We start from the raw sequence: 19,117 nt of genomic DNA, 5'->3' as shown, positions 1-19,117 counted from the left end.
GACCAAAGCCAATTTTGGCATTTTGCCACTGATTTAGATGTGTCGTTTCCCGCAGAATTCTGCGGGAAACTTGGGTTTCTTCTTTAAGGCAAATTGCCAAAAGGCCAGTTTGATACGGTCTATGGCAAAATGGCCCAATCATGTTCTATGGCGCTTTGCCATGGAATGAGCGCTTATGGCAAAGCGCCATAAGCGCTTTCCCTCTTTACCATTCCTGTGTTTGGCCATTACGCCATTCTTACACCTGCCCTGACTGAGCAAGAGAAAAGCCTTGGCCGAAATTCTGCCCGTTTCCCCTCCCACGGATTCTTTTTCTGCCTCTGCAAGGCCCGATTTTATGGGACATCCCAGGGGCCTGTGGATTCTGGTGCTGACAGAAGCCTGGGTGGCGTTCTCGCTTTATGGGATGCAGGCCATTCTCGTTCTCTATCTTACGTACAGCCTTCTGACACCGGAGCATGTCGCCCATGTCTGGGGGTATGGCGCCCTGCACCACTTCGTCTCATTCCTTTATGCACCTTCCGGCCGTCAGGCCACGGCAGGTGCGATCACGGGGCTTTTTTTGGCGGGAATTTACGCCATGCCGCTGTTTGGCGGTTTTCTGGCAGATCGCGTGCTTGGCCAGACCCGTACGATCCTGCTTGGGGCCGTTCTGATGACAGCGGGACATATCCTGCTGTCATTTGACTGGAGCTTTGTGATCGCTTTGGGATTGCTGCTGCTGGGGATTGGCGCTGCAGGCGGTCTCCGGGCACAGGTCGGCGCGCTTTATGCCGTGGACGATCGACGACGCTCGGATGCCTACCAGATTTACATGCTGGGCATTCAGGCTGCGGTGATCGTCTCTCCGCTTCTCTGCGGCGCACTGGCGCAGGTCGCCTGGCACTGGGGGTTTCTGGCGGCCGGTCTGGGAATGCTGATCGGACTGGTCATTTATGCTGCCGGGCGACACTGGCTACCGTCCGAGAACATTGCCGCAAGAAAGGTCTCGGTTCCTCGCCCTGCCCTGACACGGACGGAAAAGAAAACCTGCGCACTTCTCCTGTTTCTCATTCCGGTTCTGGCAATTGCCGCCCTGCCGAATGAAGAAATTTTTGATGGTTACCTTCTGTGGGGACAGCAGCACTACGCCTTGACCCTGCTGGGCTATCCCTTCCCGGTCAGCGCGCTGCTTTCTCTTGATGGTTTTATCAGCACCATAACGGCTGTCGCGGTTCTGGGATTCTGGAAAGTCTATGCCCGCTATCGCCCGGACGTGTCCGAAATCACGAAAGTTGCGATCGGTACATTCATTGCGTCTTTCAGCCCGCTTCTGCTCGCTCTCGGATCATGGATCACTCCCCAGCCCCATCAGCTCAGTCTGCTCTGGGGCATTGCGTTCCATACCGTCAACGATATCGGTTTTGCGATGAACTACGCCATCGGGATGGCTCTGTTCTCACGGGCTGCCCCGAAAAGTGTGAACACCATCATGGTGGCCTGTTTTTCGCTTCACTTGTTTCTGGCCAACCTGATCGTCGGCAAGTTCTCAACGCTCCTTGGACATGTCAGTGACGCTACATTCTGGTTCCTTCACTCCGGGGCAGCCCTTGGAGCCTCGGTGGTTCTGGGATTCTGCGCCATGATTTTCCGGCCCCTTCTGGCACCCGAAACATCAGTTTCCGCTCCTTCTCAGGGTGAGTGAGAAGGCATTGTTGTCTTGCGGACTTCAATAATGGCTGCGGGTGGAATAGCCGTACCGTCCGGCGCGCGTAGAACCATGGGCCTTAGGGCCCCCTCCTCGCGCTTTTCTGTTCTTTTGATAATGGTGCGCTTTACGATGGGATATTTCCGCAGAAGGCGGTTGAAAACTGGTCGCGGAATAGCGAGGAGATGACTGAACTGGAGGCACCGTACGGTGCCCGCCATCCGCTCATTCCGAATGGCAGAAGCCGCTCCGATCAGATCTCCGCTGCCGTAGAGAATTTCCTGTTCCGGAAGGTGAACCTCAGCCAGTCCGGCAACCTGTGCATATACGACCTTTACCCGCTGGTCGCGCTTACACAGGATTTCTCCTGGAGAGACGAAATGCAGGGAAACGCGGCGTGACAGCTTGCGGATGGCGCTGTCCGGCAGGCCATTGAATGCCGGAAAAGCCCGCAGGCGCTGCTCGATCCCACTTTTCAGGTTGAAACGCAGCGGAGCGTCCAGGCGGCTGCGACGGCGCTCGATATCCCGATGAAGTTCCCGATGCAGTTCCTCTGAAATGAGGCTATCTGATTCGAGCGCATCGTATTCCTCGTCCTCGAGACGCAGCGCGATCTGCCGCAGGATGCGGCTTTCAAGCGCCTCCGAATACCCCGCATAATGCAGGCGCAACGTTTCAAGGGCATCGTCCAGAAGCTTGCGCTGGCGCCCCAGAACTTCCGACACGATTTCCGTAATGCGCGGCCCGAGCGTCGGCTCCATCCGCTGACGGATGAAGCGTTGCAGGGAAAGCGAGACAAGATGCACGATAATGAGCATCTCGAACCGTTCCATCATGCAATGCGTTAGCGGCTCGTCGATGTGAAACCGGCTGTGCAGCATCTGCGCAATTCGGAAACGCAGTGTTGGCTGGAGACGCCTCTTGAGGGCACGGACATATCCATATCGCCCTTCAAGCCGCGCACCATCCGCCATGGCCTCCGCTGTCCGCAGCAGGGTTTCCATCACGCGTCGTGACAGGCCCTGCATACGGAACAGGTCCAGCAGAATGGAGCGCTCCTGATTTGCAAGGGTAATCAGGGCAACGTTGACACGGTCCCGGTCGCCGAGTGCGGATTCGAAATTATTGGCCGCCCTCTCCCTTTCCGCACGCTTTTCCAGTCGTCGTATGACGCCGGTACGGGTCTGCTCGCTGAAGCCGAGTTCTTCGGAAAGTGTTTTCGTCCGTTCTGCGACTTCTCCTAGCCCGATTCCTAGGATCTGTTGCCGGATTGCCTGATCGACGGGTGAAAGCTGATCCAGTTTGAAAAACAGCACCAGAGACCGCAGGGTCGTACCGTTGACGAGCAGCGTAATCAGCACGAAGCCGGTTGCGATAATACCAATGAAATGGGCGATCGGACTGGAGACGCTCTGATTTTCAGTAACGGCCAGCGCCAGTGCCAGCGTGATGGCGCCGCGCAGTCCCCCCCAGGCCATTGTAGCCTTGAAAGGCAGCGGAACGGGTGGAGAGAGCTTTGTGATGGCCAGAAGCGGCAGCATGCCGAAAATCACGGCTGCCCGCGCGGCCAATCCCGCCACGCTGGCGATCAGGATCAGGACACAGTCCCATTTAGTCATGCCGATCAGTAGCCGCGGCACTAGCATCGAGGCCAGCAGGAACACCAGTGAGCCAGCCCAGAACATGAGCTGTTCCCACATGTCATTCAGAAAACGCCAGACCTGCGGACGGAACGTGGACGGTCCGTAAGCCGAGACGGTCAGTCCTGCCGCGGCCGTGGCGACCACACCGGAAAAGCCCAGCAGTTCATCGCAGAGAATATATACCATATATGGCAGCGCCAGCGTCAGACTCATTTCCGATGCTGGAGATGCCCCCAGACCCGTGATGAGGAGCAGTGTCAGACGTGCCAGACAGACACCAACGACAATGGCGCCCCCAAACGCCGTCAGGAAGTCCAGTACGGCATCACCCAGATGGATGTGATGATGCGCCGTGACAGAGGCCAGCAGGATCGAGAAGATGGAAATCGCTGCGGCATCATTGAGAAGCGCCTCGCCTTCTACCAGTCGGGTCAGACGGGAAGCGGCACCAATCTCGCGAAAGATCCCCGCCACGGCCGAAGGATCGGTCGTCGCCACGATGGAGCCGAGAAGAAGACATACGACTTGGCTCTGCCCCGCAAAGGGATACAGGGCGAAACCGATTGTGGCAGTGGACACCACAACGGCTACGACAGCCAGCAGCAGCACGGTTGCCGCTTCATGCGCCAGCCGGCGTACATCAATGGCCATTGCGCCCTGGAAGACCAGCACGGGCAGGAAGATCAGCAGGAAGGCTTCGCTGTTGATCGGGAAATAGATCAGCGCTTCCGCCGCCCCGTCCAGCAGGTCCGTTGCAGAAGAACGCACGATCAGCGATGCCGTGCCCCCCAGAACGATGCCGGTCAGGGCCAGGAGAACCGCTTCGGAAATCTCCAGACGTTTTGCCAGGGGCTGAATGATGCTGACCAGCGTGAGCAGGAACGCAAGCGCAAGGAGGACGGCTGCCAGTCCTGTCACCATCATTGTGGCCTATACTCCGTCATCAATCCTCCTGCCCGTCCGGGTCATTTTTCAGGCCGGGAACGACCTGGCGGCCTCAAGCCAGCGACGGACCTGTCCTTCCGGATCGTCCTGCTTCATGAACCCGCTCATTCCGGCAACGCTGTCCGCTCCGGCTTCCAGACAGGCTGGAAGGTGCTCCAGTGTTACCCCTCCGATTGCTACCAGCGGAACGTCTCCACAGAGGCCACGCCATTCTTTCAGGCGTTCCAGCCCTTGGGGTGCAAACGTTGTCTTTACACTCTTCGTTTCCCAGACGGGGCCAAAAGATATGTAATCCGGACTGATGGCCAGGGCTTTTTCGAACTCAGTATGGGTATGCGTTGCCGTTCCAAGCCGGATGCCACTGTTGCGCAGAGTAGTCAGATCGGCCGTTGCGAGATCTTCTGGTCCCAGATGAACCCATTCATAACCTAGCTCGATCGCAATCTGCCAGTAGGTGTTCAGGACCAGCGTGACATTATGGCGGACGGCCAGTTCCTGTGCAGTGATTGCCTGCGCCCGGAGTTCTTCTTCCGGCAGATCGAGATCGCGCAGATAAAGCTCGATGAACCGGGCTCCGGCACTCCCAAGCGTTTCCACCCAGCGGGGATGATCGACGACGGGATAGATTTTCGAAGGCAGACGGGACATGGGACAGAAATCTCCATCAGTGCACGAAAGCGAAATTCAACGTTATCAGGCCGTTTTTCCCGGTTTGACACGATGCTCGCAAAGGGTGGCCTGACCACTGTTACAGGTTGCTCTCTTTCCGTCGAGAGGGGCATGCTGCTGAAAAATCACCTGATTTTCCCAGTGGAAATTTCACCGGTGGAATTTCGCAGGGCCGCTACGAGTGCCTCGACAGGATGGGATGGACGGTACCCTGCAAACCGCCTAGTCTGGCACCGGCAGGAAAAACCCGTTGCCAGCACAGGGGTCGTGACTTTCTCCGCCCAGTTCTGGTCAAAGATCCTGCGTGAAAGGGCCGCGTTCTTTTCCTCATGACCGAACAGCCCCGCCATGCCGCAGCAGCCTGCTTTTCCGGCTTCCGCATTCACACCGAAATGTTGCAGGATGGCGGCCCATTCTCCAGCGCTCTCCGGACGCACAGCCTGTTCCGTGCAGTGTGAGATAACCTTCAGCGTCTCTCCCGCACTGGCCCTGAACGGCTCCAGATGACCGGCAGCAATCTGACGCTGAAGATATTTTTCCAGTGACAGGACCTCGGGGATCGGCAGCTGGCCTGCGACCTCCTTGTATTCCTGCTGGAACATTAGCCCTGTAGCCGCATCCAGCGAAATGATCGGCACACCAGACCGCGCCAGGTGCCGGACTTTGCGGAGGGTCTGGCGCGCCGTAATGCCAAATCCTTTTCGGAAACCCAGAACGTGACGGGCCTTGCCATTATCCCAGACTGGCGTCACGCGTATATCCAGCCCCAGAGCGGTCAAAAGTGCATAGGCCTGTTCGACCAGACCGCCGTCAAAACTGCCCGTAAAGGAATCCTGTAACAGGACTGCCGCTTTTGGACGCTGTCCTGTCCGCCGCAGCCATGAGTGGTTCAGCCGCGCTTCGGAAGGCAGGACAGCCGGGCGCAGGCGCGGAAGATCCACCAGTCCAAGTTTTTTCAGAACCTTTTCCGAGAAGGGGTTATGCATCAGGACATTGGCCAATGCAGGCATGATGCGGCCAACAGCGAGCAGGGGTTCAAGCCAGTATATGGCGTAATCCCGCAGCGGACGGCGACGGTCCTGGAAATAGAACGCCAGGAACTTCGACCGCATGGACGGAATATCCACCCGGATTGGGCACTGGGTGGCGCAGGCCTTGCAGGATAGGCACGTATCGAGCGACGCCTTCAGTTCCTCGGTCAAGGCGGGAAGCGCTACCCGATCTGGCGAGGACGCTGGCAGGGAACGCAACCGTGCCCAGCTCCGCAGGAGCAGCGCACGTCCTTTCGGGGACTGGCGCCGGTCTTTCGTCCCCTTGTAGGACGGACACATCGCCATATCCGGTTCGCGGTTGTAGCAGGCGCCGTTTCCGTTGCAGCTGACAGCCAAGGCGTAGCGGTCTCTCAATCCGGGCTGGATTTCAGCGTCAAATGCCCCTTTGAAGGGAACACCATCAATGCGATCAACAGCATATTGTCGGACAGGCGCAAGCTTTCCGCGGTTGAAAATATCTTTGGGATCAAAGACTTCCTTGATCCGGCAGAGTTCCTGAAAGAGCGTCTCGCCAAAGAACAGCGGAGAGAATTCTCCCCTGTACCCTCGGCCATGTTCACCCCAAAGCAGGCCGCCGTGTTTCTTCGTCAGATGCGCCACAGCATCGGAAATGGGCCGGATCAGGGCGCGATCTTCCGGCGAAAGCATGTCCAGGAACGGCCGGACATGCAGACAGCCGACATCCGCGTGACCGAACATGCCGTAAGACAGGCCATAGCCGTCCAGGATATCACGGAACTCACGGACATAATCTGCAAGGACAGCCGGCGGAACGGCTGTGTCCTCTACAAAGGGAACACCCTGCCGATGCCCGTCAGGACGCCCCAGAAGACCAACGGATTTTTCCCGCAGCGTCCAGAATTGTCCTATCGTTTCTGTGTCTGAAACTGTTTTATAATCAATGACTTTAAACGAAGACTTCTGAAGTCTTTGAACCGCGTCGTCCATCTGCAGCCGGAGTGCTTCTGCGTCGTCTCCCACAAACTCGACAAAACTTAGTCCTCTGACAGGCCGCTCGGAGCGGGCACCCAGGACCTGTTCCAGCGAATGCCAGATAATGTCCTGTTGCGCTTTTTCGAGTACGCGCTCATCCAGTACTTCAATGGCGGATGGGCTGGTGGGCAGAAGTGCCTGAACGTCCCTTAGCGTGTCATTGAAGCTGGCGTATCGAATGACCAGAAGGCGGCGCAGGGCGGGAAGTCGCCGAACATTCAGAACAACCCGCTTCGTCAGCGCCAGCGTTCCCTCGGAACCGGCCAGCAGGCGCGCCAGATGGAAGCTGCCATCCGCACGGAGAATGTTCTGGAGATTGTAGCCCGTGAGACCCCGGTTCATGTCCGGAAAGACCCGGGTGATTTCGTCCCTTTGTTCGTTGACGACGCGTTGGACCTCACGACAGGCCCGGGCTGCCAACCCCTCACCCTCCACGCTTCTTTCCAGATCTTCAGCAGTCAGGTGACGGACCTGGAAATCGGATCCGTCTGACAGGACGACGTCCAGAGTTTCAACGTAATCGGATGTCCGTCCGTAGATGCGCGAGCCTTTTCCTGACGCATCTGTGGCGATCATGCCGCCGATTGTCGCGCGCGTGGCGGTAGAAACCGTGGGTGGAAAGAAATAGCCATAGGGTTTCAGAAAGGCGTTCAGGCGCGCAAGGATAACGCCCGGTTCAACCGTCACTGTCTCTGTTTCAGGATCGAAGCCGAGGATACGGTCAAGATGACGGGAAACATCGACGATCACACCGGATGTCAGGGACTGCCCGTTCGTTCCCGTACCACCGCCACGGACGGAGAGTGTCAGGGCACCATCCTGAGCCGCGCGGACCACGCTGTTCAGATCTTCTCCTGTACGGGGATAAAGAACGGCGACAGGAAGACGCTGGTAGATGCTGTTGTCCGTCGCCGCAGTCAGGCGCGAAGAGACTTCCGGCGCAATGTCTCCAGAGAAGCCTTCCAGTGCCAGACGACGCAGGAAGCTTTCTCTCGTGGCAAGCTCCGCTGGAGCAAGGAAAAGGCCAGAATTACCGGTTTGCGGCGTTACCGTGATATCTCCGCCCATTTCTGGCCCTCCCTGTGGAACAGTAGATCTTTTCCACATCCTTCATGAAATGCCACAGTGTGGCAATTCCATCATTCAACCGTGACGGATTTTGCAAGATTTCGCGGCTGATCTACATCCGTCCCTTTCAGGATAGCGACCTCGTAAGCCAGAATCTGAACCGGGATGGCATAAAGAATGGGTGCCACGAATGCATCCACATCCGGCAGGATGACTACCCTCTCTGCCACACCCTCCAGACGTTTCGCCCCTGCCGCATCCGTAAAGGCCAGGATACGTCCCCCGCGTGCCTTTGCTTCCTGAAGATTGGAGAGCGTCTTGTCGAACAGGATGGTGGATGGCGCGATAGCTACGACCGGAACCGTCCGGTCAATCAGGCTGATCGGACCATGTTTCAGTTCACCCGCAGCATAAGCTTCAGCGTGTATGTAACTGATTTCCTTTAATTTCAAGGCGCCTTCATAAGCAATAGGGGTGCAGATGCCACGGCCCAGGTAAAGAACATCCCGTGCTTCCGCAACAATCTGCGCCATGGCCTGGATGTCGGGGGTACGCGTGAAAACTTCCGCCGCACGGGATGGAAGGTCGAGCAAACTTGCCGTCAGGGCTTCTTCCTGCGCTTCGTCAATCGTGCCGCGGCTCCGGGCCATTTCGATGGAAAGCGCGGCCAGAACCGCAAGCTGCGCCGTGAAGGCCTTGGTGGACGCAACGGAGATCTCGGGTCCGGCCACCATGCCCAGAACGAGATCGCTCTCCCGTCCCATTGTTGAATGTTCAACGTTCAGGACAGACACGACACTTTGCCCGGCTTTCTTGAGCGCCCGGAGAACACCAAGCGTATCGGCCGTTTCCCCGGACTGCGAAATCAGAAGCGCCACGCCTTTATCCGGCTGGGGGGGATTACGGTAACGCAACTCCGAGGCCACATCGATCTCGATCGGCAGGCGAGCCAGGGATTCCAGCCAGTATCGTCCCACCATTCCCGCATAATAGGCCGATCCGCAGGCCGTAACTGTCATGCGGGGGACGGTTGCGGGATCGAAAGGCAGGGCGGGCAGTACAATCTTCTTGGAGGCAGGGTCCGTGATGCGCTGCAGCGTCTGGCCGATGGCAACCGGGTGCTCATGGAGTTCCTTCTCCATGTAGTGACGGTAGCCATCCTTGCCGACCTGCCCCGCCATGAAAGCGACGTTCTGTACGGGGCGACTGATTTCCTTGCCCGTGCTGTCGAAGATGGTTGCCTTCTCCGGTGTCAGTTCGCACCAGTCACCTTCTTCGAGATAGGTGATGCGGTTTGCCAGCGGCGCCAGGGCCAGACTGTCGGAACCGAGGAACATTTCCCCGTCGCCATAGCCAACAGCCAGCGGTGCACCATGGCGCGCGCCGATGAGAAGACCTTCATGGTCCTGAAAGATCATTGCAATGGCATATGCGCCTTCAAGGCGCTGGATGGCCGCGAACGCCGCATCGCGCGGAGCCTTGCCCTGCTGCAGATAGAAATCGACCAGATGTGCTACGGTTTCGGAGTCCGTTTCCGTGACGAAAACGCGTCCGGCAGCTTCAAGCTCCTGCTTGAGAGCGCCAAAATTTTCGATGATTCCGTTATGGACGATCGCCACCTGGCCGGCAGCGTGCGGATGGGCGTTCCGTTCCGTCGGGGCACCATGCGTGGCCCAACGTGTATGGCCAATGCCCGTCACGCCGCTGAGGGGATGCTCTTTCAGCACGGCTTCAAGGTTATCGAGCTTGCCCGCCGCGCGCCGGCGGTCGATCTGGCCATCGACCGTGAGTGTCGCGATACCAGCGGAATCATACCCGCGATATTCCAGCCGGCGCAGCGCTTCGAAAATGATCGGAGTGGCTGGACGATGGCCAACAACGCCACAGATTCCACACATCAGCCGTTCTCCTTCTTTGTTCTGAGTGTCGTTCTGATCTGCAGGCCGCGTTCAGGCTTGTCAGTCTGACGCGCGCGTCCCAGAGCCAGGGCCCTGGCGGGAACGTCATGGGTGATGACGCTCCCTGCTGCGATCAGGGCATCATCTCCAACCTGTACGGGGGCTACCATGATGGCGTTCGATCCTACGAAAACACGCTCGCCGATGATGGTCCGGTGTTTGAAGACGCCGTCGTAGTTGCAGGTAATGGTCCCTGCCCCGACATTTGTTTCAGCTCCTACGGATGCATCACCCAGATAAGTCAGGTGATTGGCTTTTGCGCCATGACCAAGCTCGACATTCTTGAGCTCGACGAAATTGCCGACATGGGTCCGGGCTGCACAGACGGTTCCGGGCCGCAACCGGGCGTAAGGACCGATCAGGGCTGCCTCACCAACCATACAGCCTTCGAGATGGGAAAAAGCGCGGATGACAGCGCCGCTCTCCACCGTAACGCCGGGACCGAAGAATACGTTCGGTTCCACCGTGACATCCGGCGCCAAGCGTGTATCCACACTGAAGAACACCGTCTCAGGCGCAACAAGCGTAACCCCCGCCTCCATGGCTGCAGTGCGCAGTCGATGCTGGAGCGTTGTCTCCGCAAGAGCAAGCTCTGCGCGGGAATTGACGCCTCTCAGTTCGTCTTCCGGCGCTTCCACACAGACAACCCGTCCTGCGGCAGCCGCAAGGGCGACCACATCCGTCAGATAGTATTCTTTCTGCGCGTTATCATTACGGATGTCCGAAAGCCAGCGGCGGAAATCCTCTGCCCCGGCACACATGACGCCCGCATTGCACAATGGAATGCGACGTTCCGCTTCGGAAGCATCCTTATACTCGACAATCCGTGTGACCGCGCCGGCCTGTTCCACGATCCGTCCGTATCGTCCCGGATCAGCCGGACGCATGCCGAGCAGCGCCAGCGCGGCGCCATTCTGTCGCGTCGTCAGGAGATTACGCATGGTTTCTGTGGTAATCAGTGGATTGTCAGCATAGAGAATGGCGACATCGCCGTCCCCGAACAGATCCCGGGCCGTATTGGCGGCATGGGCCGTCCCGAGACGTTCGGTCTGAACAACTGTTCGGTAGGGGCGAACGGCCTTTTCCAGTTCTGGCATGTCAGGCCCCACAACAACCACCACGTCATCAAAGACCTGCCGTGCAGTTTCGATCAGATGCGTGATCATGGGGCGGTTTCCCAGACGGTGTAACGCCTTGGGAAGACTGGATTTCATGCGGGTTCCAAGACCCGCAGCAAGAATAATTGCCTTGGTACGATGTGCAGTATCGGTCATGTCCCGTCCCGGGTATCCAAACCAGTTTCTGACGTCAAACGGAGGATGATGATTGGTCCATCACTTCCGATTGCCGATTATTGCGGACGTCGGGAAGAAAGCGTCAGTGCTGGACGGCTTTTTGCAGAACGACGACGATATGTCCCATTTTGGGATGATTGAACTCGATCCGGACAGGAACGAGACCAACTCCCTCAATCTGCTTGAACCAGGCAGAGCCAGGCTGTGGAGATGCCAGCTTGGCCCGGTTCTTGGAATCCTTTACGAACCCCGCCGTCTGCGCGCCGATGAAATCGCAGCGCAGGGATGGTCCAGAATAAAACTCGTCATAACTCTGAGGCAGATCAACCTGTGTTGGACCATGAACAGTCAGATGGGTCAGACGCAGACCGTCGAAGATCGTCTCTGATCCATCGCAATGACCGGTATTCCTCAGGTTCTGAAGCAGATGAGCCATCCCGCTCAGGGTATCGATGGTATGGGGAAGCAGATTGTCGGGAATAGGCTCGCGATCAGTCTCAGGAGGCTGGAGATCTACCACTTTCGGAAGAGACTGCGTGAAATCCAGTTTGACGTGGCGGTGTTTCCCGCGCGAGAGCCCGCCACTCTCGTAGGAGATCGGCTGCACGCTGTTATTGGGGCCAAAGCGCCCCTGAACGCTGGAATTGATATCCATCGTGATGAACCAGCTGATGATGCCCGCCGGCTGAATATGGGTGCTCCCCCCATAGCCCCAGCTCTGCAACTGATACGATGCCGAGGCATTCAGAACATGAAAGCCTTTGAGATAGACGGCAAAGGTTTCGTTGACCGGAGCATCCGCCCTTGCGGATGCCGTCCCAGCCAGAAGCATCGCCGTAGCTGCTATCCCGGTTAGAAATCTAGACATCAAGGTTAGCGACCTTGAGGGCATTGCCAATGATGAACTCACGGCGTGGCTCTACCACATCTCCCATCAGGGTAGAGAAAACCTGTCCGGCATCCTCGACATCGCCGATCTTGACCTGAAGCAGGGTCCGGGTGGCTGGATCGAGCGTCGTATGCCAGAGCTGCTCGTCATTCATTTCGCCCAGCCCCTTGAAGCGGTTGATGGCCAGTCCCCGACGTCCCTGCGCAATGATGCGGGCCATGACAGCGGCGGGACCAAAGAGCTCATATGTAGCCTGATCGAGGCGCAGGGCAACAGGTGCGTCGAAATCACGGGCCAGCCGCTCGCCATCCCCTACGAGAGAGCGGATTTCGGCTGACCGCAGGACGGACGGTTCGAGGCGATAGACCTCACCCACGCCGCGCACTGAACGTGCACACTCCAGTCCGCTTTCCGACAGGGACACTTTCCATCCCCGCTCGCTTTCAGCCGAGGCCGCATCCAGACGGTTCTGGAAATCCGGCATCCGTTCACGGGCGACGGCCAGATCGCTGTCGAGCACCCGGGCAATGGCGGCCTGTTCCAGAACCCAGGCGGGCATCTTGGAGGACACACTGTTCAGGTTGCGTGTAACGTCCGCAAGGAACTTCACTTCCGCCATGAGGGCATCGCCGGTCAGCTCGCGGCCGTCCCTGAAGGTTAGGGAGGCGTTGTTGAGTGCCTTGTCCAGAAGATACTGCTCAAGTGCGGCATCATCCTTGAGGTAGCGTTCCTCCTGTCCGCGCTTGGCGCGGTAGAGCGGCGGCTGGGCGATGTACAGGTATCCCTGCTCGATCAGTTCAGGCATCTGGCGGAAGAAAAATGTCAGCAGAAGTGTCCGGATATGGGATCCGTCCACGTCAGCATCCGTCATGATAACGATCTTGTGGTAACGCAGCTTTTCGGCCGAGAACCCACCCTGATCGACTTCCCCGCGCCCAATGCCTGTTCCGAGCGCCGTGATCAACGTGCCGATTTCGGCAGAACCCAGCATCCGGTCAAATCGGGCACGTTCGACATTCAGGATCTTGCCACGCAGCGGCAGAATGGCTTGGAAACGCCGGTCCCGTCCCTGCTTGGCCGTCCCGCCTGCGGAATCGCCCTCCACGATGAAGATTTCAGCCTTGGAGGCATCCCGTTCCTGACAGTCCGCCAGTTTTCCCGGAAGCGATGAGACATCCAGAACGCCCTTGCGCCGTGTCAGCTCACGGGCACGCCGTGCGGCCTCACGGGCGCTGGCCGCATCAATGATCTTGGCGACAATGGCCTTGGCTTCCTTGGGATGAGTCTCGAACCAGTGGGAGATCGCATCCGAAGCCGCGGCGTGCACGACAGGCTGAACCTCCGAGGAGACCAGCTTGTCTTTTGTCTGGGAAGAGAATTTGGGGTCCGGCACCTTGACGGACAGTACGGCCGTCATGCCTTCGCGCATGTCCTCACCCGTCAGGGAACCAGCTTCACGCTTGGCGACGCTCTCGGCATATTTGCCGACGACACGCGTCAGGGCCTGCCGGAAACCGGCCAGATGTGTGCCACCATCCCGCTGCGGAATGTTGTTCGTAAAGCACAGCATCGTCTCGTGATAGCTGTCGTTCCATGTCAGGGCGAACTCGACGCGGATCCCGCTTTCCTCATTGTCGATCAGGCCGGTAATGGGCGGCGTGACAATGGAGGTTTTGGATGAATCAAGCCATTCCGCAAAAGCGCTCAGGCCGCCTTCGTAGAAGAAACGGACTTCCTTCGGCTCGGCATGACGCTCATCGCGTATGATGATCTTCATACCCGAATTCAGGAAGGCAAGCTCACGAACTCGACGCTCAAGAATGGCGAAGTCAAAATTGACTTTTGTGAAAGTCCCTTTGCTCGGCTTGAAGGTCACGAGCGTCCCGCGTGGTTCATCAGACGGACCAACGACACTCAGCGGCGCTTCACGTTCGCCGTGGCGGAAACGGATGAAATGTTCCTGCCCGTTGCGCCAGATACGGACTTCCATCCATTCAGACAGCGCATTGACGACAGCCGCACCCACGCCGTGCAGACCACCGGAAACCTTGTAGGAATTCTGATTGAACTTGCCACCGGCATGAAGCTTCGTCAGCACGACCTCGGCGGCGCTCACACCCTCCTCGGCATGCATGTCGGTCGGAATGCCGCGCCCGTTGTCCCGGACGGAAATCGAGCCGTCTCCGTTCAGGGTCAGAATACAGTACGTGGCATGACCGGCCTGCGCTTCGTCCACGGCGTTATCGATGATTTCGAAGACCATGTGATGAAGGCCGGAGCCGTCATCGGTGTCGCCGATATACATGCCGGGGCGCTTGCGAACCGCATCCAGCCCTTTCAGGACAGAAATGGAAGAAGCACCGTAATCTTCACCGTCTGCGCCAGGAATCTCCGGCTGGTTCTGGGTCTCTGACATGCGCGAGGCGGTCTCCGTGGAACTCTGAAAACTGTATTGTGACTATAGACTATAGGGCGACCGGAAGCCAGCTTGGCCTTTTTCAGGACGTCGAAAGCTGGCCATCATGAACGTGGAAGAACCGGGCCGTTTCCCTGAGCTTTTCGAATGGTGCGGCATCCGTCCCCGTCAGCAGTACGGGTGCATTGAGTGAAGGCAAACTCTCCAGCAGGGCGCCTCTACGGATTTCATCCAGATGAACCAGTGGCTCATCCAGCAGAATGGCCGGTGCCTGTCCCCGGAGCTGGGTCATCAGGTTCGCATGGGACAGGATAATCCCGATCAGCATGGCTTTCTGCTGTCCGCTACTCGAGAGTTCTGCCGAGCGGCCGCTTTGAACGTCGAAGAGTGAAAAATCCGCCCGATGCGCGCCAATCGAGGTCGTTCCTTTCGCACGGTCTTCCTGTCGGCTGCCCCGGAGGCAGGATTTCAGCCAGTCTTCCACCTCAAGGGATGGTGCCTTCGAAAGACGGGTGGAAATTGCGCAGTCCAGCCTGAAAAGACTGCGTGGAAAAGAAGCAGTTTCAAACGGATGCGCGTTCATGCTTTCCAAAAAAGAAAGTCGCGCAGCTGATGCGGCCACCGCATGCCGTGCAATGGAATCCTCAATGGAATTCAGCCACTCATTCTGATTCGGACGATCGGCCAAGAGGCGGTTGCGGCTGGTTACGGAGCGGTCATGAGCCGCAATCTGCCGTCCGTGATCTGGCGACAGGGCCATGACCAACCGGTCCAGGAAACGCCGCCGTCCGCTTGCCCCTTCCTGGAACAGGCGGTCCATCTGGGGAGTCAGCCAGACACACGAAAAAACTTCCCCGATTTCCGCCTGCGACCGGACGGTTTCTCCATCCAAATGAAAAACGCGTCGTCCCTGTCCGGAAAGATCGCTTCCCGTCCCGATCCGGACGTCATCCAGCCCTTTCCTGAATGTGCCGGCAACGCCCCAACGTTCTACGCCGTGGCGGCAGAGCATGGACATGGGGGCGCTTCTCAGACCCCGACCGGGCGCAAGCAGCGAAACAGCTTCAAGAAGATTGGTCTTGCCGGAGCCATTTTCGCCCGTAAGGACTGAAATCGCGCTTTCCGGTTTCCAGACCATGCGCCTGTAATTTCGGAAATCCGTCAGGACCAGGCGTGTCAGATTCAACGCAGACCGATCAGACCCGCATCGGCATCAGGACATAAAGCGCGGATGGTGAGCCAGTATCTCGGACCAGGGTGGGTGCGGAACTGTCTGAAAAGGCAAATTCGACTTCGACATCGATCTGATCGGTAATATCCGTCAGATAACGGGCCTGAAAACCGATTTCGATAGGCGCGGCATCATAGGTAACGGTATTTTCGTCCAGCTCTTCGTGTGCCACACCCTGATCGGGGCTGATGGCCGACAGCGTCAGCATGTTGTGCGTGGCAGAGAGCTTGACCGGACGCGAACGCTCCTGGCTGATGGCAGCGACACGACCGACTGCCGCCGAAAAATCTTTCTTGCCGACACGCAGGATACGATCGTTACCCTTGGGAATAACGCGTTCATATTCCGGGAATGTGCCATCAATCAGCTTGGACGTCAGCAGAACCGGTCCGGCCTGGAACTGAATGCGCGTGTCGGAAAGGGACACTTCCAGATCGGCCGCGCCTTCATCCAGCAGTTTGCGCAGTTCGTTGATGGTTTTGCGCGGAATGATGACACCCGGCATACCGCGCGCGCCTTCCGGAAGTTCCGTCTCTACGCGTGCGAGGCGGTGACCATCCGTTGCAACTGCGCGAAGCATGGGGATGGAACCGTTCTCGGCGACGTGCAGATAAATTCCGTTCAGGTAATACCGCGTTTCCTCGTTGGAAATCGCAAACTTTGTCCGGTCGATCAGACCGCGTAGCGTACCGGCGGGGATATGAAAACGATGCGGCAGGTCACCAGCTACCATGGCAGGAAAATCATCCACCGGCAGAACATTCAGACTGGTGGCATAACGCCCTGCCCTGAGCGCCAGCGGCGCTTCGCTGTCGGCGTGATCGAACTCGATTGCCACGCCGTCCGGAAGCTTGCGGACAATCTCGAACAGAACAGCGGCCGGAACCGTCGTGGAGCCAAGCCGCTCGCCGGTGGCCGGCACATCCTCGACCACGGCAATTTCCATGTCCGTGGCAGTAAGGCGCAGAATATCGCCTTCGAATGCCAGAAGAACGTTCGCTAGAATGGGAATGGTGTTCCGCTTTTCTGCAACGCCATGGATATGTGCCAGAGCCCGTTGCAGCAGGGTGCGGTCAACCTTGAATTTCATTCCGAGCCTCGAACTTGAAGTAATTCCCGGTTCTTAGCAGACGCCTGCACCGGGCGGAAGAGACACGGCGCAGGCTTTCGGTATGAATCAGCCTTCCAGCATCCGGCGCAGAAGTTCGACATCTTCCGCGAAGGAGACATCCTGATCCATCAGTTCGGCAACGCGGTTCACGGCGTGCATGACCGTCGTGTGATCGCGGTTTCCGAACTTGCGCCCGATTTCAGGAAGTGACCGGCTGGTCAGCTGTTTGGCCAGGAACATTGCAACCTGCCGCGGACGGGCCACGGCACGCGCGCGGCGGGCCGACGACATGTCGGTCAGGCGGATGTTCCAGTGTTCCGCTACTTTGCGCTGGATTTCCTCGATCGTGACACGACGGTCATGCGCCTTGAGCATGTCCTTGAGGACATCCTGCGTCGTATCCAGCGTAACGGGACGTCCCACCAGATCGGCATGGGCGATGAGCCGGTTCAGGGCTCCTTCAAGTTCACGCACGTTTGTCGTGATCTTGTGCGCCAGATATTCCAGCACCTTGGATGGCACATGGGTTCCCGACGCTTTCGCCTTGGCTTCCAGAATGGAAATACGCAGCTCGAAGGTCGTGGCGTGAATATCCGCTACCATGCCGCAGCCGAGGCGGGTGCGGAGACGATCCTCCAGCCCGGAAAGATCGGATGGACTTTTGTCGGCACTGACGATGATCTGCCGCCCCGCGTCCACAAGAGCATTGAACGTATGGAAGAATTCTTCCTGCGTGTTGTCCTTGCCGATCAGGAACTGAAGATCATCGATCATCAGCACATCGACGGAGCGGAGCTGCTCCTTGAATTCCATCGTGGACTGGGACCGGATGGCCGCGATGAAACGATACATGAATTTCTCGGCGGACATATAGGCCACCGAGACATTGCCCGTCTTCGTCAGTTCCGTGCCGATTGCGTGCATCAGATGCGTCTTACCCAAGCCCACCCCGCCGTAGAGGAACAGGGGATTGAAACCGGGGCTGGAAGGCTTTTCCGCTACACGTCGGGCGCAGGCATACGCAAATTCGTTAGGCTTGCCGACCACGAACGTATCGAAGGTAAAGCGCGGATCAAGCGGAACGGTCAGGTCGCTGCGGATTTCCGGCGCGCTGACCGATGCGGATGGAAGCGGTTCGGAAGAAGGTTCTTCCTTTTCGGAACCCTCATCTGCGGGAATTTCCGGAAGGCCGCGCTTGACCTGTAATTCTATGGCCTGGACGTCATCGCGTTCGTTGCGCCAGAGGGTCTGCAACCGGTCGCCGTACTGGCTGCGGACCCAGTCCCGCAGAAAGCGTGTCGGCAGATAGAGGATGAGTTCATCTTCTTCCAGCGGCCCCAGAACAATCTGACGCAGCCAGGTTCGGTATTCGACTTCGCCAACCTCACTTTTCAGCTTCTCGCGGACCCGGTGCCATGCGGCTTCAAGTGGGTTCGCGGTGCCGGGGGCGGAGGCGCTGGCGTCCAGATACTGAGCGTGTTCCACCTTGGTACCCCCTTTCATTCCCCGTCCCTGCGCCTGTGTCAGGGGTCTGTCATGGTTCCCCGTATGCAGGGGTCAGTTTTTCCAGCGGAAAGCGGTCCTCCCCATGAATTCGGGAGGTGGGCCGGGAAAATCCGGCAGCTTTCCGGAGGGCAGTCAGTCTGACACGATGCTTCGGCTAGACAGGCACGATAAGCGTCCCGACGGACCGAAGCAAGCTGGAACACGGAGGGTTCAGCAGTCTGTCAGAGAATGTTGGCCAGAGGCCACAGTCAAAAAAGAACGCGCTCCCGATGATGGGAAGCGCGTTCTTCAATCCATACCCGAAGGAAGGGTTCAGGCCGTCGCAAGACCCTTGATACGGGCGGAAAGACGGGACAGCTTGCGGCTTACGGTGTTCTTGGCGATTACGCCTTTGCCGACGGCACGCTGCATTTCCGGCTGTGCCACCTTGAAAGCGTCAGCGGCAGCGGTCTTGTCACCGGACTGGATAGCCAGCTCGACCTTCTTGATGAAGGTACGCATACGGGACATGCGGGCGACATTGCGCTCGCGGCGACGTGCGTTCTGACGGATGCGCTTGCGGGCGGAAGCTGTATTTGCCATGGATCTTTCGGTTCAGTTTGCGGTCTGTCGCGTAAATGATTGGCGCCCTCTACTCCGACAGATCCCTTCCCG

12 protein-coding genes are annotated in these 19,117 nt (G+C 58.1%); 1 reads left to right on the top strand and 11 read right to left on the bottom strand.

The window, feature by feature from the left end:
* Positions 1-337 precede the first annotated feature (337 nt).
* Positions 338-1,684, top strand: coding sequence for a peptide MFS transporter (locus GMO_RS05960; protein WP_083813626.1), 1,347 nt, complete (start codon positions 338-340; stop codon positions 1,682-1,684).
* Here GMO_RS05960 and GMO_RS05955 read toward each other — a convergent pair.
* The 11 genes from GMO_RS05955 to rpsT form a co-directional block, all read right to left on the bottom strand.
* Positions 1,672-4,254: a cation:proton antiporter gene (locus tag GMO_RS05955; protein ID WP_008851411.1), complete on the bottom strand. Its 2,583-nt coding sequence runs from the start codon at positions 4,252-4,254 to the stop codon at positions 1,672-1,674. The two genes, GMO_RS05960 and GMO_RS05955, sit on opposite strands and share 13 nt — an antisense overlap.
* Before the next feature lie 48 nt (positions 4,255-4,302).
* The gene (locus tag GMO_RS05950; RefSeq protein WP_008851410.1) at positions 4,303-4,923 is read right to left on the bottom strand and encodes a thiamine phosphate synthase; all 621 of its coding nucleotides are present in this window, start codon (positions 4,921-4,923) and stop codon (positions 4,303-4,305) included.
* Between the two features lie 146 nt (positions 4,924-5,069).
* Positions 5,070-8,057 (bottom strand): FAD-binding and (Fe-S)-binding domain-containing protein, encoded by a 2,988-nt coding sequence (locus GMO_RS05945; protein ID WP_008851409.1) that lies wholly within the window; start codon positions 8,055-8,057, stop codon positions 5,070-5,072.
* A 71-nt stretch (positions 8,058-8,128) separates the two neighbouring features.
* A complete protein-coding gene (gene glmS, locus GMO_RS05940; RefSeq protein ID WP_008851408.1) occupies positions 8,129-9,955 on the bottom strand; it encodes a glutamine--fructose-6-phosphate transaminase (isomerizing) in 1,827 nt (608 codons plus the stop codon).
* On the bottom strand, positions 9,955-11,289 hold the full coding sequence (gene glmU / locus GMO_RS05935) for a bifunctional UDP-N-acetylglucosamine diphosphorylase/glucosamine-1-phosphate N-acetyltransferase GlmU (protein ID WP_008851407.1): 1,335 nt from the start codon (positions 11,287-11,289) through the stop codon (positions 9,955-9,957). Before glmU ends, glmS begins: the two co-directional genes overlap by 1 nt.
* Positions 11,290-11,392: 103 nt before the next feature.
* On the bottom strand, positions 11,393-12,142 hold the full coding sequence (locus GMO_RS05930) for a DUF3108 domain-containing protein (protein ID WP_008851406.1): 750 nt from the start codon (positions 12,140-12,142) through the stop codon (positions 11,393-11,395).
* A gap of 28 nt (positions 12,143-12,170) precedes the next feature.
* Positions 12,171-14,615, bottom strand: a complete 2,445-nt coding sequence (gyrB, locus tag GMO_RS05925; RefSeq protein WP_008851405.1) for a DNA topoisomerase (ATP-hydrolyzing) subunit B — start codon at positions 14,613-14,615, stop codon at positions 12,171-12,173.
* Between the two features lie 82 nt (positions 14,616-14,697).
* Positions 14,698-15,801, bottom strand: coding sequence for a DNA replication/repair protein RecF (gene recF / locus GMO_RS05920; protein ID WP_008851404.1), 1,104 nt, complete (start codon positions 15,799-15,801; stop codon positions 14,698-14,700).
* Between the two features lie 10 nt (positions 15,802-15,811).
* Positions 15,812-16,936, bottom strand: a complete 1,125-nt coding sequence (gene dnaN, locus GMO_RS05915) for a DNA polymerase III subunit beta (RefSeq protein WP_008851403.1) — start codon at positions 16,934-16,936, stop codon at positions 15,812-15,814.
* 87 nt (positions 16,937-17,023) lie between these two features.
* Positions 17,024-18,460, bottom strand: a complete 1,437-nt coding sequence (dnaA, locus tag GMO_RS05910) for a chromosomal replication initiator protein DnaA (protein ID WP_040508359.1) — start codon at positions 18,458-18,460, stop codon at positions 17,024-17,026.
* 315 nt (positions 18,461-18,775) lie between these two features.
* Positions 18,776-19,045 (bottom strand): 30S ribosomal protein S20, encoded by a 270-nt coding sequence (rpsT, locus tag GMO_RS05905; protein WP_008851400.1) that lies wholly within the window; start codon positions 19,043-19,045, stop codon positions 18,776-18,778.
* Positions 19,046-19,117: the final 72 nt, after the last annotated feature.

Origin of the sequence: Gluconobacter morbifer G707 (assembly GCF_000234355.1) — a bacterium.
Lineage (GTDB): Bacteria > Pseudomonadota > Alphaproteobacteria > Acetobacterales > Acetobacteraceae > Gluconobacter > Gluconobacter morbifer.
Note: the sequence above shows the minus strand (reverse complement) of the source record. Positions and strands in the feature narration are given on the sequence as shown.